A 13,978-nucleotide genomic window follows, 5' to 3' on the forward strand; every position below is an offset into this window, starting at 1 on the left:
GAAGAGGAACGATCATGAAGCTTTCAGGAAATACAATACTAATTACCGGCGGAAGTGCCGGGATAGGATTAGCTTTTGCAGAACGTTTTATCAAAGCTGACAATACCGTCATTGTTACTGGACGCCGTGAACATATTCTTCTTAATGCGAAGGAAAAATTCCCAGGTCTTATTACTCGTGTGAGTGATTTGAATATTGAATCCGAGCGTGTTGCCTTGTTTGATTGGGTAACAACGAACTATCCAGAAGTGAATGTGTTAGTTAACAATGCAGGGATTCAACAACGCTTTAATGTGTTAAAAGCGGATGCGACAAACAATTGGAGTTATTTCAATAATGAAATCACAACCAACATTGAAGCACCTTTCCATCTCTCTATGCTGTTCGCTCCATATTTGGCAACAAAAGCAGAAGCAGCTATCATTAACGTGACATCCGGGCTGGCTTTTACACCGTTTGTGATCGCTCCGATTTATTCAGCTACAAAAGCGGCGCTTCATTCATTTACAGTGAGTCTAAGACACCAGCTTGCTGAAACGTCTGTAGAAGTCATTGAAGTTGCTCCTCCAGCAGTGAATACAGAATTAGGTGGAGCGGGGTTACATGTTCATGGAGAACCATTAGATGCCTTCGCAGATGGAATTTTCAAAGGACTAGAAGAGGGTAAAAAGGAAATTGGATATGGTACTTCCGTGGATCGCTTACGCATGTCGCGGGATGATGTTGACAAGCACGTAGAAAATATGTACAAGGCAATGAAAGGTTCAATGGAGTGACTATTATTGCGAATAAAGTACCAACAGTGTGTACCGTGTTTTGAATTTTTGTTATTGGCATATATAAACAAGAAAACTCGCCGCAATATTGGCGAGTTTTCTTATTATAGTTCTCCCTTATTCAACTAAACCAGGAAGCAGTTGCCGCGTGGTGATCTGGTCCCTAGTCATTTTTGAAATAACGCATCTTCATTCGTTGACTTGTTCAACATTCGTGACAGATTTAATCTTTCTCAGTTTGATTGAAGACAAGGTATCCTCATTCAAGGCTGCAGGCAAATCACAGTTAGATCCTAACCAAAAATCACCATAACGCTCCATGACCAAAACGTCCCCGCATCGATAAAATGTATGAGTAGGTCCCTCTTCCTTGGGGCTAATATAGTATCCATTTAGCCATACATCTTCAATCGGCTTATCAAACAACATCTGTATATTATCTAGTTTTCCTTCTATGATATAAAGATGTTTGCAGCCAACAACAACCTCCTGTAAACAAAAGCTTTTCAGAAAATGAAATAAAGAGTCATTTACGATGAGATATCCCTCTGCGTTGTCATCCCAAAGCAGGTGCTCGTCACAGTAGACAGGAGAATCGTTGTTTCCTGCCTCCACCTGGCAAGTCCAGTTTGCTTGATTTTCCTCGAGAAACGTAATCTTATCCGCATCCTTCTTCAGTCGATCCACCGAATAAAGACAATCCTGCTGTTGAAATATTTCTGGAGAGTTCTCGAGATGATCACCCGAACCATCTTTCCAGCGTCCTGCAAACGCATATAAGTCATGCAACGCCTTTGGCAGATATGCAGGAAGCTCGTCCACTGGCACACCGTAGGAGCTTTGGTACCTTCCATAGCAGTTGATTAGAAACTCCTTAAGATCGTCCAGTTGATCTGTATCTTTCAGCAGCATTTGTAATTCCTCCTGTCTAGCTGTTCATAATACAACCGTATTGATTCAGACATCCCAAAAATAAAGATAAATATGTATTATTATACCATATAGTAAATAGTTCAAGCCCAAATACCATATAATCCTGCCTGTACTTAATGAGCAAAAAAGAGCAGCGGCGATGTTTGGAATAATTCGACACCGCACGAAACTCTTTTTCACAAAAACGAAGGACAAGGTCGGTAATGAAGCATACCGTTATTCAGCTATCAGGAATAATCACGCAATATTATAATCAGTGGTTACCAGAGCTTTCCACTCGACTGAGGTTTATAGTATGCTAGAGTCATAAAGGAGGAGAAAATTCATGGTTAAACAACTGATCGTCGGCGACGCAACGCATGAACTGGCCACTACGCGCCGTATTCTGGAACGCTTGCCCGAGGAGCATATGTCGTGGAAGCCGCACCAAAAATCGATGACGCTCGGTGGACTTGCCACGCATCTGATCAACCTGCTGAACTGGCAAATTGCGATTTTTCAGTTCCCTGATTTCGATCTTTCCACCGTGCCGCAGCGGCGGGAGCCTTTAGAAAAACGCGCTGACATTCTGGAGGAGTTCGACTCGAACGTAGGTAAGCTTGAGAAGCTGCTCGCCGACTGCGACGAGAAAGCACTAGGCGAGGAATGGACGCTTCGCCATGGCGACCATATTATTCTCCGCGAGCCGCGGGCGATCGCGCTCCGCACCTTCGGATTAAGCCACATGGTCCACCACCGGGCGCAGCTCGGGGTATACTTGCGGCTTCTCGATATTCCGGTGCCAGGCATCTACGGTCCTACGGCCGACGAGGAAGCCCAATGAACTAAGTTTCTAGAATCCGACCTCTTAAAAGGGTCCCGCCAACATTTTAACGAAAATAAACGCTAAGCCTTCGGATATAACCGGCTTAGCGTTATTTTCTTACTCGCCTTTACGTTTATACCGATCAAGCAGTTCGCTCAATCCAGCTCTCGCCAAATAACACATTTACATCTCAGTAGTTCACTCGTAATAGAGTTAATAATGAACCTCCCCTGCCTACGTTTTGCTTAGAGGCAGGAGTTTCTTACTACTACTTACCGTAACTTTCTACAAAACAGCAGGTTGGCTGCTGTCTTTCACTACCCTGATAGCGGAAACGTTGACAGCAAGCTATCGTAAGCAACACTTTCGCAAGTGGGTGGGAACCTCACCATCTACTACTTCTAGCTTTAGGCTATCCGTAGATACTTGATCTCTTGGGTTTCTCCCAAATGTCGGATCTCTCCATACAGTTGCTTGGATAAGATCCCTTTGCTCCCATGGACATCCCGATGCTCCTTATAGCCGCACCAACATCTGTAATTTCTTGTAGACGTCTTGTTCCGTCTACCGCAACAAGGGCATTGTTGGCTCGTATAGCTTTCATCGATCGTTTTCACGCGGGTTCCATATGCTTCAAACTTGCATCGGATTTGCTTCTGGATCTTGCCAAAGCTCCAATTGGATAACTTTTGGTTCACTACCTTTCTTCTTTTCTTTTTCGTGTTCCGCTGTACGCCTTCAATACCGATACCTATGACCGCAGGCGATGAGGCTGTCCCATAAGTCAAAATTGAAAGATCCGCGACACGTCGGATCTTCAGTGAAAATGAATGTTTAAATGAGCAAAGGAGTTAAGCAACTTGTCTGTGCTTAACTCCTTTGCTTTTTGCGTTTATTGCTGCTTTCTTCAACAGGTTATGGGCGAGCGAAAGCCACCCGACCTCCAGGCTTACTTTGGGTAAGCCTCGAAGCAGGAATCTTTTGAAGCCACGGTTGTTCTTGATGTCACCAAATACAGGCTCCGGTTCAATCATCCGCCTGACGGCTAGCTTGTAGCCTTCTTCACTACGGAGTTTTTCTCGTGCCTGGTTCTTTAATCGTACATAATTCAAGCTTACTTTGACTTCGCGATTTCCCTGGGCTTTCGTACACTGCGGTTTTAACGGACAGCCTTCACAACTTGCACTTCGGTAATGACGATATTCTATTTCGTAGCCACTTTCCGTCTTCTCCTTGCTCACTCTGCGGAATACGAGGGTTTGCCCAGCTGCGCACGTCCATGTATCTTGTTCGGCGTCATAAGTCCAGTTATCTATTTTGCTAATATCCTTTTGCCATCCCTTGCTTTTTTCACGGTGGTACGTGCTGTATTTGACGATGGCTTCGGTTTCATTTCGCTCTAAATAATCGTAATTTTCTTCACCGCCGTAGCCTGCATCAGCAATAACGGTGCTTGGGAGTTTGCCCAGCTGCGATTTTACTTTTTCAAGATGAGGGATGAGACAGCGTGTATCTGTAGGCCGTTGGTGTACACTGTAGCCGAGGATGAATTGATTTTCGGTACCCATCTGCACATTGTAGCCCGGCTTTAGCTGGCCGTTTCGCATGTGGTCTTCTTTCATCCGCATAAATGTGGCGTCCTTGTCGGTTTTGCTATAGCTGTTACGATTTCCTAAAACTTCTTCATGCGCTTCGTACTTTTGAAGGCGGGGGAGAAAGTCTTTTCGTAGTGTACGTACGGCTTTCTTCAGCGGCTTGTTTTTCGGTTTTTCTTGCAGTCTTGCTTCCAATTGCTTGACGGCAAGCTCCAGTTTTTCACTCGTCATCTGCGAAGCTTCGCCTAGCTCACGCAGGTCTCCACTGCCATGGGTCTTTTCTTCTTGTTTCTCCGTTTCTTCGATGGTGGCAAATAGCGTCTGAACTTTTTCCTGAAGCTTGGCTTTGTGCTTCACTACAGCCTTGCCCCAAACAAACGTATACCGATTGGCATTGGCTTCGATTTTAGTCCCATCGACAAAGTAGTTTTCAAGTTGCACGTAGTTCTCATCGGCTAGAAATTGAAGAACCGCCGTAAACACGGCCTCCAACACGTCTTTTATTCGCTCAGAACGAAACCGGTTGATGGTACGGAAATCCGGACGCTGTCTACCCGCGATCCACATGAACATGATGTTTTCACGGACAGCTTTGGCGATCTGTCGGGAGGCATAGACACGCTGAGTGTAGGCGTAGATGATGACTTTGGTTAGCATCTTCGGATGATAGCTGTCTCGTCCACCTCCGGGATAAGCCGCGTCAAAGATGGCGTCGTCAAGCTTATTCACGGCTTCATTAACGACACGAACGAGATGATTTAGAGGAATGTCCTCTTCCAAATCCATTGGCAAGCATAGTTGGTCCATGGTATATTGAATGTACAAAGAAACCGTTCCTTTTGTAAGTGGGTGGGGGTACCTCCATTTTACCAAAGAACGGTTTCTTTTTGTTGTGAAAAATTGAAAAGAGGTGTCCGTAGCCATTTTCATAGCTTATGGGACAGCCTCTTTTATTTTTCGGCTCTGTTAAAAGCGAATGGTTGATATTTAATTGTCTGAGTTTCAATTTTTGCCCCCATCCTACGGGATCTAGGGCCTATTTTGTTGATTTTCTAGAAATAGATTACTTTGAAGGACTTTTGTTGTATATTGTCGAAAGGATACACATTACCAATGTTGAATAACCACCACCACGGTGACGGTAGGTAAAGCCTGTTTACCTTGGGCCCCTTATCATGGCGAACGAGCAGGAATCAAATTGCATATAGCCCTTCAGGCTGAGACGCAGCAACCGCTGCAAGTTGTGGAAACCGTCGGCTCCCGACACGACGGACCTGTGAGCGAAAGCCTGACTCCGTCCTCTTTCATCTTGGTGATGGACCTGGCATATGCTTACCTGGTTATTTGGCGCCGTTTCCTCGGGAATGCCTCGGCATGCAAGGCTCTCGTTTGGTCAGTTTTCACGCTTTTTCGTTCTTGGTAAGTTACCCGTTGAATGGATCATTTGTTTTCAGCGCTTCATTCAAACGTAAGTCTCTGTTGAGGTTAGAGTTATCTGGTTAATCAACAGGTCTGCTATTAAACTTACCTCTGATTTTGCGATAACTGTACAATTAAATATATTATCGATTAGTATTCAAATCTGATTAACTAATCTAAAATTTATTTACTCCAATGGTTGTAACCAGCTAAGCGCTGACTTATATAGTGTCCACTTTATTCTGCATCAGGAGGGCAGTTAACCATGTAAAATGGTAATGTTTCACAACAATACATTGGAGGTTTGCAATCGTGAATGGTCTACTTAAAAAGTCTTTATCGACAGTAGTTATTTTTACTTTGTTAATTATATCCGTTTTACCGGGACTAGCTTTTGCTGCTCCGATATTAGTATCATCTGTAACTATTACCAACCCTGCCGCGACTGTTGCAATGGGTGGAACACTGCAGATGGGTGTTACTGTTTTGCCTGCTAATGCAACAAACCCAACATTGACATGGTCAATAATGCCTGCTACTGGCAATGCTTCGATCTCAAGTTCGGGATTATTGACGCCTATAACGCCTGGACTTGTCGTAGTTAAGGCAGATGCTAATGACGGCTCTAACCAGGGAACTTCAGTTATTGTTACGATAACGCCAATACTCGTTACTGGAATTACTGTAACTTCCGCAGGTAACGCTGTTTCGTTGAATACTGGTGCAACTCTACAATTGACAGCAACAGTAGCTCCAGTAGGCGCAACTAACAGTGCAGTGACTTGGACTTCTTCCAGTACTGCGGTAGCTACTGTTAGTAGCTCAGGATTGTTAACTGCTAAAACTGCAGGAACTGTTACAGTAACTGCCAAATCGACTGATGGGTCTAATAAGACTGGCACTAAGGTAATTACTATTACAGCAGCTCCTATTGCAGTTACTGGAATTACAGTAACAAGTACAGCTGACTCAGTAGTATCTGGCGGCACACTGCAATTCAGTACTAATGTTTTACCAGCTACTGCTACTAACAAACAAGTAACTTGGACAGTAAGTGGTGGAACAGGATCTGGTTCTATTGATGCTAACGGTTTACTTACAGCTGCTCTTGTAGGAACTGTAGAAGTCATCGCAACGGCTCAGGACGGTTCATATGTAGAGGGAACTAAAACAATTACTGTTACAGCGCCACCAATCTTAGTAAACAGCATTGTAGTTGCAGGCTCTACTTCGGTAGTGGAAGGCAATACAATAACACTGACCAGTTCAGTTCTTCCTAGTACTGCCACTAATAAAGCAGTAACTTGGTCACTAACAGGTACTGCGGCTACCATCAATTCTGTAACTGGAGTACTCACTGCAGTATCTTCTGGAGCCGTAGATGTGAAGGCGACAGCAGCAGATGGATCGGGAATTGTATCTAACACTCATACGGTTACTGTTCTTGCAGTACCAAAACCCGTAACAGGAATTACTATTTCAAGTAATAGTGTTACTAATTCTGTGTATGTTGGTGACACTATTCAACTGACTGTTGATGTACTACCGGTTGATGCAACTAATAAGAATGTTGTTTGGTCCGCTTTTGGGCAAACGGGTTCGGCCACTATTACTCAGGCTGGAGTTTTAACAGGAGTGAATGCGGGTACTGTAACGGTTAAGGCTGTTGCCGCTGACGGTAGTGGAGTAAATCGTCTTTTTACAATTACAGTGGAAACACCACCTGTGGCAACTGTCCCTGTGACAGGAATCTCCATTACTTCTGCTAATACAGTTTCTATGGGCAACACTTTACAAATTAACTCAACTGTAACTCCGAACAATGCAACAAATAAAACTCTTACTTATTCTGTTGTTCCAGCTACGACTGGGTCTGCTACTATTAGTTCAACAGGGGTGTTAGCACCTACAGGCGTCGGTGTAGTAGAAGTAACAGTATCAAGTGCTGATGGATCTTCAGTAGTATCTAAACAAATTATTACTATTACTTCTTCCGACATATTTATTACTAATGTATCTCTTGATACTGGCAGCGCCCCTAAAAATGTTGTAGCTGGAAACACTCTTCAAGTTAACGCTACGATTTTGCCAGCTAATGCAACTAACAAGACAATTGCCTGGAGTGTAACACCAATCACAGGAAGCGCTACTATTAGTTCTTCTGGATTGTTAACTGCGGTTTCTGCAGGAACAGTAACAGTAACTGGTAAAGCTACAGATGGTTCGAATGCAGAAGCTTCTATTATCGACATCGTTATCACCCCTCCGGTAACTGTATTACCTACCAGCATTACAGTAATTACACCAAACACAGATCAAGTAATCGTTGGTCAAACATTGCAATTAAGCACTACAGTAACTCCTTCAAACGCAGTAAATAACAGCGTATCCTGGTCGGTGTATAATAATACAGGTACAGCAAATATCGATGCTATAACTGGATTGCTAACAGGTGTTAAAGAAGGAGCTGTTACAGTAACGGCTGCAACTTATTCCGGTTCTGCAATTAAGGGTACAAAAACTATTACTGTAATCGCTGCTGCAGTAGTTCCAATTGCTGTGACAGGAATTACTGTCAACAGTGATGTGAGTAGTGTGTATGTGAATAACACCATTGCTTTTACGGCAACTGTAGCACCGGATAATGCAGCAAATAAAGAAGTTGTTTGGTCTGTTGTTCATGGCACAGGTACAGCAACTATTAGTGAAACTGGCGTGTTAACTGCACTAACTGGTGGATCTGTTAAAGTTGTTGCTACAGCTAAAGATGGATCTGGAATTACTGGATCTAAAGATATTACTATCACGTTCTATAAAAGCAGTGGCGGAAGTTCCGGCGGCGGTGGAGGACCAGTTGTTACCACACCAACACCAGAAGTACCAGTTAATAATGATCCAAATGCTACAACTCCAAGCACAACAAATGGTTTGATTTCTGAAAAATCAAACGTTAATGCTATCATTCAAGCTATTAAAGAAGTTATTGCTTCCAGCAAGGCTCCTCAAAACTTTACTGATATCACTAATCATTGGTCAGTGAAAACGGTTCGAATTCTTAATCAACTTGGTATCGTTGATGGATTCCCCGATGGACAATTTAAACCGGATGCTAGTACTACGCGTGCTGAGTTTGCTTCTCTAATCGTTAGAGCGTTTAAAATTGGTGATACTGCTGGTAGCAGTGTGCAATTGAAAGATGTCGCTAATCATTGGTCTGCTGCAGACGTGCAAAAATTAGTAAATGGTGGAATCATTAATGGTTATGAAGATGGGACATTTAGACCAGATGCTAGTATCACTCGTGCAGAAGTAATCGCTATTGTATCGAGACTGGTAGATTTGGCTAAGGCCACTAAAGTTTCTACTTCTACGTTCAAAGATGTAGACGGAGCATGGAATAAAGATCAAATTCAGCAAGCTGCTGAAGCTGGAATTATTTCTGGAAAGCAAGAAGGTCAATTCTATCCTAACAGCACTGCGACTCGTTCTGAGGCGTTAGCTATTATGTTGAGAACTCTGGAATTGAATCCAGAGATTAAAGCATTACTGGCTCAGTTACAAGATAAGTAATAGGAACACCGTGCGGGTACTTTTTTTTGCCAGCACTTCCGTGATTGCCTGAAGTCACAGAGAAAGCCAGGTCATTGCGATAACGGGCACATAGCTCCATAAAGGTCTCTATAAAAACGATGAAGGATCTGCCACGGCAGATCCTTTTTTAATTTCATCAATAATATTTATGCTTACTTCAAGTCAGTTTTTTTGGGTTTGGAGTTTGGTATTTTTACATTAAATATATTCTGGAATTATTACTCTGGTTAGCCACGATTTTTGTTTTATATCAGATTCCAAAGGAATTAGCTGGAAAATTGGGGAAACCATTATCTTTGGGGTTTCCTATAATTTTATGGAATAATCAACAGTAAATATTAACAGATCCTATTTTTTTAGTAGTTTAATATGCTTATCACATGACCATACTGAGATCTAAATGAATCTTAGAAAGAAGTGGTCCATTGTGAAAGAAGAAAAAAAAGGGAAATTAATAAAAGGAGATTTTAAGCGTCTCCCCTCTTATAAAGAACAGCTGGATGATATCATTAAGCAGGTCAAAGCTCATGACAAAAGTATGGCCAAAGCCAAAAAAACTATTAATGATATACTTAATAAAAAAAAATAACGATCGCATGTATAAAACGAAGAAAATTGGAAACAATGGCTAATACTAACTCTTCTATGACTTATTCAGATAACCAATCTACGAAAACGCTCATGATTTCACTATGATCTTTAGTTCGAATTTCATGAACAAAATCTCTTAGCAGGACTGTGATAATTTCTTCTATGGTCATAGAAAAATCCGGATTGATATTATTTAGATCCATGAGCAGTACGGTCATTCTGCGTAATGCCTTTAGATGGATCTGAAACGAAATGATCTTGTATTTACGCCGCGGCGCTGGAACTTTACTTTCAACCAAATTCCAGCGGTTAATAGATTGCTGCTTTAAGTCACTTTGAAAGGGCTGCAGGTATTTAGTATGTTTTGCCATCAATGCTTCAGCTAAATTCGATAAGGGGATCCCTATACTAATTTGTTTAAGAAAATCGGCTAATAGAATCGAAGTTAACCCTATAAATGTAATTGAGTATTCTCCATCCGTTGAATCGCTGATATCATCTAAAAAAACCTCGATGCGAGAAAATTCAGTATGCGGGAGCTTAATCATAATAGAATCGTATTTTGAAGGTTTCTCAGTCTGCGATCTAAATAATGATGTTAGCAGCTGCCAGGTTATCGGCCTATCCTTTGTAAGAGCTGGATCTAAAATAAGGGGTGACTTTTGAGCTTCGCGTTTCATATTAGGCTCTGCCCTCCTTGAATGGACATTCTACTTTCTATAGCATAATGGATCAACCGATACACCATTTGACGCTCAGAAACATCATAATATATGGCTAATTCAGCAATAATCTTGTACCACTCTTCTGTAGGCTTAACATGCATGTATCTTCTCGTGTCCTCATATGGGTAACTGGGTATTCTCTGATCTCTCCGCTGCAAGGCGGTCATTAATAGATGTGTGCAGCTGGAAGTTTCTGTCAGATTCAATGACTTTCCGATACGCCGAAGCATCATTTGTTCAACTGGAGTTACTGGAAATCGAATATCATGAATTTTGTCCGAACGAGTTTTGCGCTCTTTTGTTCGGGGCTGGTTCTTTTCCTTCTTAGTATTGGATTGATTTCTTGTTTCTTCAATAATCTGATTTAAAAACAAACCTCTTCCCCCCTTAGGATGCTGCATCCAATTTACGATATAACTCTAGGGCCACTTGACCACTTGACCACTCCTTAGTACAAGCTATGAGTGGGGGAGGGGATATATACGTTTTCCAAAAATAATCTATTAGATAAGGAAGAGGAGGGTTTCATGTTGAATAAGCAAAAGGTCCAGAAGGAAATTGCGATTCAATTTTGTAAACTGGCTCAAAAGGTTCAGAAGGAAATTATCGTTCGTAAGAACCCTAAGCCACACAAGTAATACAAGGTGTTGGAGAAGCAGCTGGGGTGGAATTAAAATGCTATTGAAAGTAATAGAACCCTGAGTGTCCGCATCCGGAAAATCAAGGGCTTTTTTGGAATTCTCAACGTTAATAAGTGGTTTGAAATTAATAAAGGAGATGATCACAAATGCATTCCGTTTGGAACGGGACAATTAGAATTGCAAAATTACAATTTCCGGTCAAGTTATACTCTGCTAATGAGGACAAGGATATTTCATTTAAACAACTCCACGATACATGCGGAAAATCCATATCACATCAAAAGTTTTGTTCAAACTGCAATGTGACCGTAGAAAAAGAGAACATACAACGTACATACGATCTTGGAGGCGGTCATTATATTGAAATCACTGATAGCGAGCTAAATAACATCTCCCGAGATTCTGATAAATGTATCTCGCTGGATCAGTTTGTTAATGCAGATGAACTTGATGCACTCTACTTCAAGAAGCATTATTATTGTGCATCGGAACAAGTAGGTCAACAAGCCTTTCACTTACTTCAGACTAGTTTACAGAAAAGTAATAAGATTGGCATTGGGTATATTACCATACGTTCCAATCGGTGCTTGGCTGCTGTAAGAGCAGTTGGGGAAGGTATCGTACTTAGTTTAATGTATTATGCTGATGAAGTCCGTCCCAATGTAAGTATCTCTGCTTTGGAACCAGGTATACATCCATCCGCGCTCGAAGCCATATCTCGTCTTGTAGACGCTCTGTCCACTCCGTTTACCCATGAACAATTTAGAAATCACCAAAAAGAGGAATTGACAGCAATCATCAACGCAAAAATTACGAATCAAATATTACCTACTTCCGTACCAAGAGTAGTACAGGAGGATGGGGAGGAAAGCATTAAGGATATCGTGGCAGCCATACAACGAAGTATCGAATCCGTAAAAGAAATAAACCGAACTCTTAGCCCAGATCAAAGAGATGAAACAATACCTTTTCATATTGACCAAAATTTGAATGATGTCTCTACAGAGAATTACACAAACTAAAATAGAGCTACCTCATTCAAAAGAAGTAGCTTTCAAAAGACTCATTGACTAACTTGTCCAATGACCACTTCTTTGGCTTCATTTTCCATGCACCACTGTACAAATTGTCGGGTTGTTTTGTGGATCGCATCGCTCATTTGCCGTTCGCTCTTACTCAATATGTATTTGTGGGCTCGGTTATATCGCTTCCACTGCCGGCTGCCTTTCTTGCATTTGCTCATGAGCCGCTGAATTTCTGCTAACTTCTTATTTCTGAGTCTGTGAACACTTCTTAGCTTTCTGCCTGTTATGATGATGGATTTGTTCTCGGTGGTCGTTGCGGCAATGGAATGAATCTCACCCAAATCCACGCCAACCAATTTTTTCCAATATTTTCCACAACTGCTTTTCCATCATCGTAACTCATTGAAATCATGAGTTTTCGATCAAACACGAGTTCGATTTCTTTGATCTCTGCAGCAGGCAGGCGAGGCACTGTAATCCAGATGGCTTGTTGTCTTTTTCCCTTCCACACCCCTAAACTGAGTTGTAGGGTATTCCCTCTATCTGGAAAGCTTTGTCCACCCATTTCGTGTTGAACCGCTTGGACCGACTGAGAGTGTAGGGGAAATTGACCTTTCAGTTCGGATTGCAACTGCGATTGGCTGATCCATTTCCCCTCGTGTTGGCTTGCATAATTTCTAGCGTGGGTCAGGCATTCGTTCCATATTTCTGCGGATATTCGATTGCATGCAAACAGTCGATTTAGATTCTCTTTTGTCGTTCGGAATTCTGTTTTTATACAGCGAATCATGCTGGTTTCACTTCCTTCTCTGGAGATGAAAACGAACGTATATTCCCATTTTAGCAGGAGTCTAATCCTTTTGCTACAAGAAAAATGCCATTCATCCCCGTCTTAACGACAGCGGTTGGAGGGCATTGTCGTTGGAAGTCGGGGAATTCTGCCTGATTTTGTTAAAAGATTGTAGGCACCAAGCCACCGTCCATACGGATTGGAGAACCTTTAAATGCGGATGCATAAGGGCTGCATACGAATGCAGCCAGTCTGCCTATTTCAAAAGGCTTGATAAACCGCTGTATTTCGGATTGAGGCAGGTTGGCAGCCATAAATTTCTTCTCTTTTTCGGAAAATGCAATATCATCAGGGAACATACTTTCAATGATTTGATATACATTTTCACTAAGCGTTGGTCCTGGCATGATCGTATTGGATGTGACTTCCGTTCCTACCGTTAGTTTAGATAAGCTTTTTGACAATGATAATAACATGGATTTGGTCATACAATACTGTGGCATTAGCCCTGAAGGCATAATCGCTTCTTCACTTGCAATAAAGATTATTCGTCCATAATTGTTTTCCAACATTTTAGGCAAATAAAATTTGGATAATCCGTTAGCGGCAAGGACATTCGTCCGGAAATATTTTTCCCAAATCTCATCATCAACATCCTCATAGGACATAATTTCATAAATACCCGTATTGTTAACCAAAATATCGACATGGGGAAATTTATTAAATAAAGCCTCTCTTTGCTGCAAATCCACAATATCGGCTGCAGCATTCTGAGGAGAGCTAGACGGGAACTCCGACTTCAATTCATTTACTACCTGCTCTACCTCTTCATGATTCCGTCCATTAACGAGGACATTGACGCCTTCTCTGGCAAGTTCAATGGCAATTGCTTTCCCTATACCTTTCGTCGATCCAGTTACTAAAGCTGTTTTGTTGCTTAATCCCATATCCATAACAAATGTCTCCTTTGTTGTCATTCTCGGCAAGTTAATTAGAAGTTATTTTCGGACCATCCTTGTACTCCGGATAGAGATTATATTACTTTGTCTGGATCGTTACGTAACTAGCGAACCACGTCAAATTACTT

The 13,978-nt window shown here is 41.9% G+C and carries 13 protein-coding genes; 5 read left to right on the forward strand and 8 right to left on the reverse strand.

Annotation, left to right across the window (positions count from 1 at the left end; translation table 11 throughout):
- Nucleotides 1-14: 14 nt before the first annotated feature.
- A complete protein-coding gene (locus tag LRL21_RS11865) occupies nucleotides 15-776 on the forward strand; it encodes an SDR family oxidoreductase (RefSeq protein WP_240415983.1) in 762 nt (253 codons plus the stop codon).
- A 189-nt stretch (nucleotides 777-965) separates the two neighbouring features.
- Here the strand turns inward: LRL21_RS11865 and LRL21_RS11870 are convergent, their stop codons facing one another.
- A complete protein-coding gene (locus LRL21_RS11870) occupies nucleotides 966-1,688 on the reverse strand; it encodes a hypothetical protein (protein WP_240415984.1) in 723 nt (240 codons plus the stop codon).
- A 346-nt stretch (nucleotides 1,689-2,034) separates the two neighbouring features.
- On the opposite strand from LRL21_RS11870, the gene LRL21_RS11875 reads away from it, so the two are divergent.
- Nucleotides 2,035-2,532: a DinB family protein gene (locus tag LRL21_RS11875; RefSeq protein ID WP_240415985.1), complete on the forward strand. Its 498-nt coding sequence runs from the start codon at nucleotides 2,035-2,037 to the stop codon at nucleotides 2,530-2,532.
- 389 nt (nucleotides 2,533-2,921) lie between these two features.
- On the opposite strand, the gene LRL21_RS11880 is transcribed toward LRL21_RS11875, so the two are convergent.
- Nucleotides 2,922-3,212, reverse strand: a complete 291-nt coding sequence (locus LRL21_RS11880) for a transposase (RefSeq protein ID WP_240416139.1) — start codon at nucleotides 3,210-3,212, stop codon at nucleotides 2,922-2,924.
- A gap of 153 nt (nucleotides 3,213-3,365) precedes the next feature.
- On the reverse strand, nucleotides 3,366-4,934 hold the full coding sequence (locus LRL21_RS11885; protein WP_240416140.1) for an IS1182 family transposase: 1,569 nt from the start codon (nucleotides 4,932-4,934) through the stop codon (nucleotides 3,366-3,368).
- Between the two features lie 906 nt (nucleotides 4,935-5,840).
- Between LRL21_RS11885 and LRL21_RS11895 the strand changes: the two genes are divergently transcribed.
- Both LRL21_RS11895 and LRL21_RS11900 read left to right on the forward strand, forming a co-directional pair.
- On the forward strand, nucleotides 5,841-9,098 hold the full coding sequence (locus LRL21_RS11895; RefSeq protein WP_240415986.1) for an Ig-like domain-containing protein: 3,258 nt from the start codon (nucleotides 5,841-5,843) through the stop codon (nucleotides 9,096-9,098).
- Between the two features lie 448 nt (nucleotides 9,099-9,546).
- On the forward strand, nucleotides 9,547-9,708 hold the full coding sequence (locus tag LRL21_RS11900; RefSeq protein ID WP_240415987.1) for a hypothetical protein: 162 nt from the start codon (nucleotides 9,547-9,549) through the stop codon (nucleotides 9,706-9,708).
- 61 nt (nucleotides 9,709-9,769) lie between these two features.
- On the opposite strand, the gene LRL21_RS11905 is transcribed toward LRL21_RS11900, so the two are convergent.
- Nucleotides 9,770-10,390: a hypothetical protein gene (locus LRL21_RS11905; protein ID WP_240415988.1), complete on the reverse strand. Its 621-nt coding sequence runs from the start codon at nucleotides 10,388-10,390 to the stop codon at nucleotides 9,770-9,772.
- Nucleotides 10,387-10,809: a ribbon-helix-helix domain-containing protein gene (locus LRL21_RS11910; protein WP_240415989.1), complete on the reverse strand. Its 423-nt coding sequence runs from the start codon at nucleotides 10,807-10,809 to the stop codon at nucleotides 10,387-10,389. The genes LRL21_RS11905 and LRL21_RS11910 overlap by 4 nt, the downstream gene beginning before the upstream one ends.
- Nucleotides 10,810-11,222: 413 nt before the next feature.
- Between LRL21_RS11910 and ku the strand changes: the two genes are divergently transcribed.
- Nucleotides 11,223-12,098: a non-homologous end joining protein Ku gene (gene ku / locus LRL21_RS11915; RefSeq protein ID WP_240415990.1), complete on the forward strand. Its 876-nt coding sequence runs from the start codon at nucleotides 11,223-11,225 to the stop codon at nucleotides 12,096-12,098.
- A 41-nt stretch (nucleotides 12,099-12,139) separates the two neighbouring features.
- Here ku and LRL21_RS11920 read toward each other — a convergent pair whose 3' ends face one another.
- From LRL21_RS11920 to LRL21_RS11930, 3 genes are all read right to left on the reverse strand, one after another.
- A complete protein-coding gene (locus tag LRL21_RS11920) occupies nucleotides 12,140-12,448 on the reverse strand; it encodes a transposase (protein ID WP_240415991.1) in 309 nt (102 codons plus the stop codon).
- The gene (locus LRL21_RS11925) at nucleotides 12,385-12,891 is read right to left on the reverse strand and encodes a hypothetical protein (protein WP_240416153.1); all 507 of its coding nucleotides are present in this window, start codon (nucleotides 12,889-12,891) and stop codon (nucleotides 12,385-12,387) included. The genes LRL21_RS11920 and LRL21_RS11925 overlap by 64 nt, the downstream gene beginning before the upstream one ends.
- Before the next feature lie 161 nt (nucleotides 12,892-13,052).
- On the reverse strand, nucleotides 13,053-13,844 hold the full coding sequence (locus tag LRL21_RS11930; RefSeq protein ID WP_240415992.1) for an SDR family NAD(P)-dependent oxidoreductase: 792 nt from the start codon (nucleotides 13,842-13,844) through the stop codon (nucleotides 13,053-13,055).
- Nucleotides 13,845-13,978 lie beyond the last annotated feature (134 nt).

This window comes from Paenibacillus periandrae (genome assembly GCF_022458865.1).
Lineage (GTDB): Bacteria > Bacillota > Bacilli > Paenibacillales > NBRC-103111 > Paenibacillus_S > Paenibacillus_S periandrae.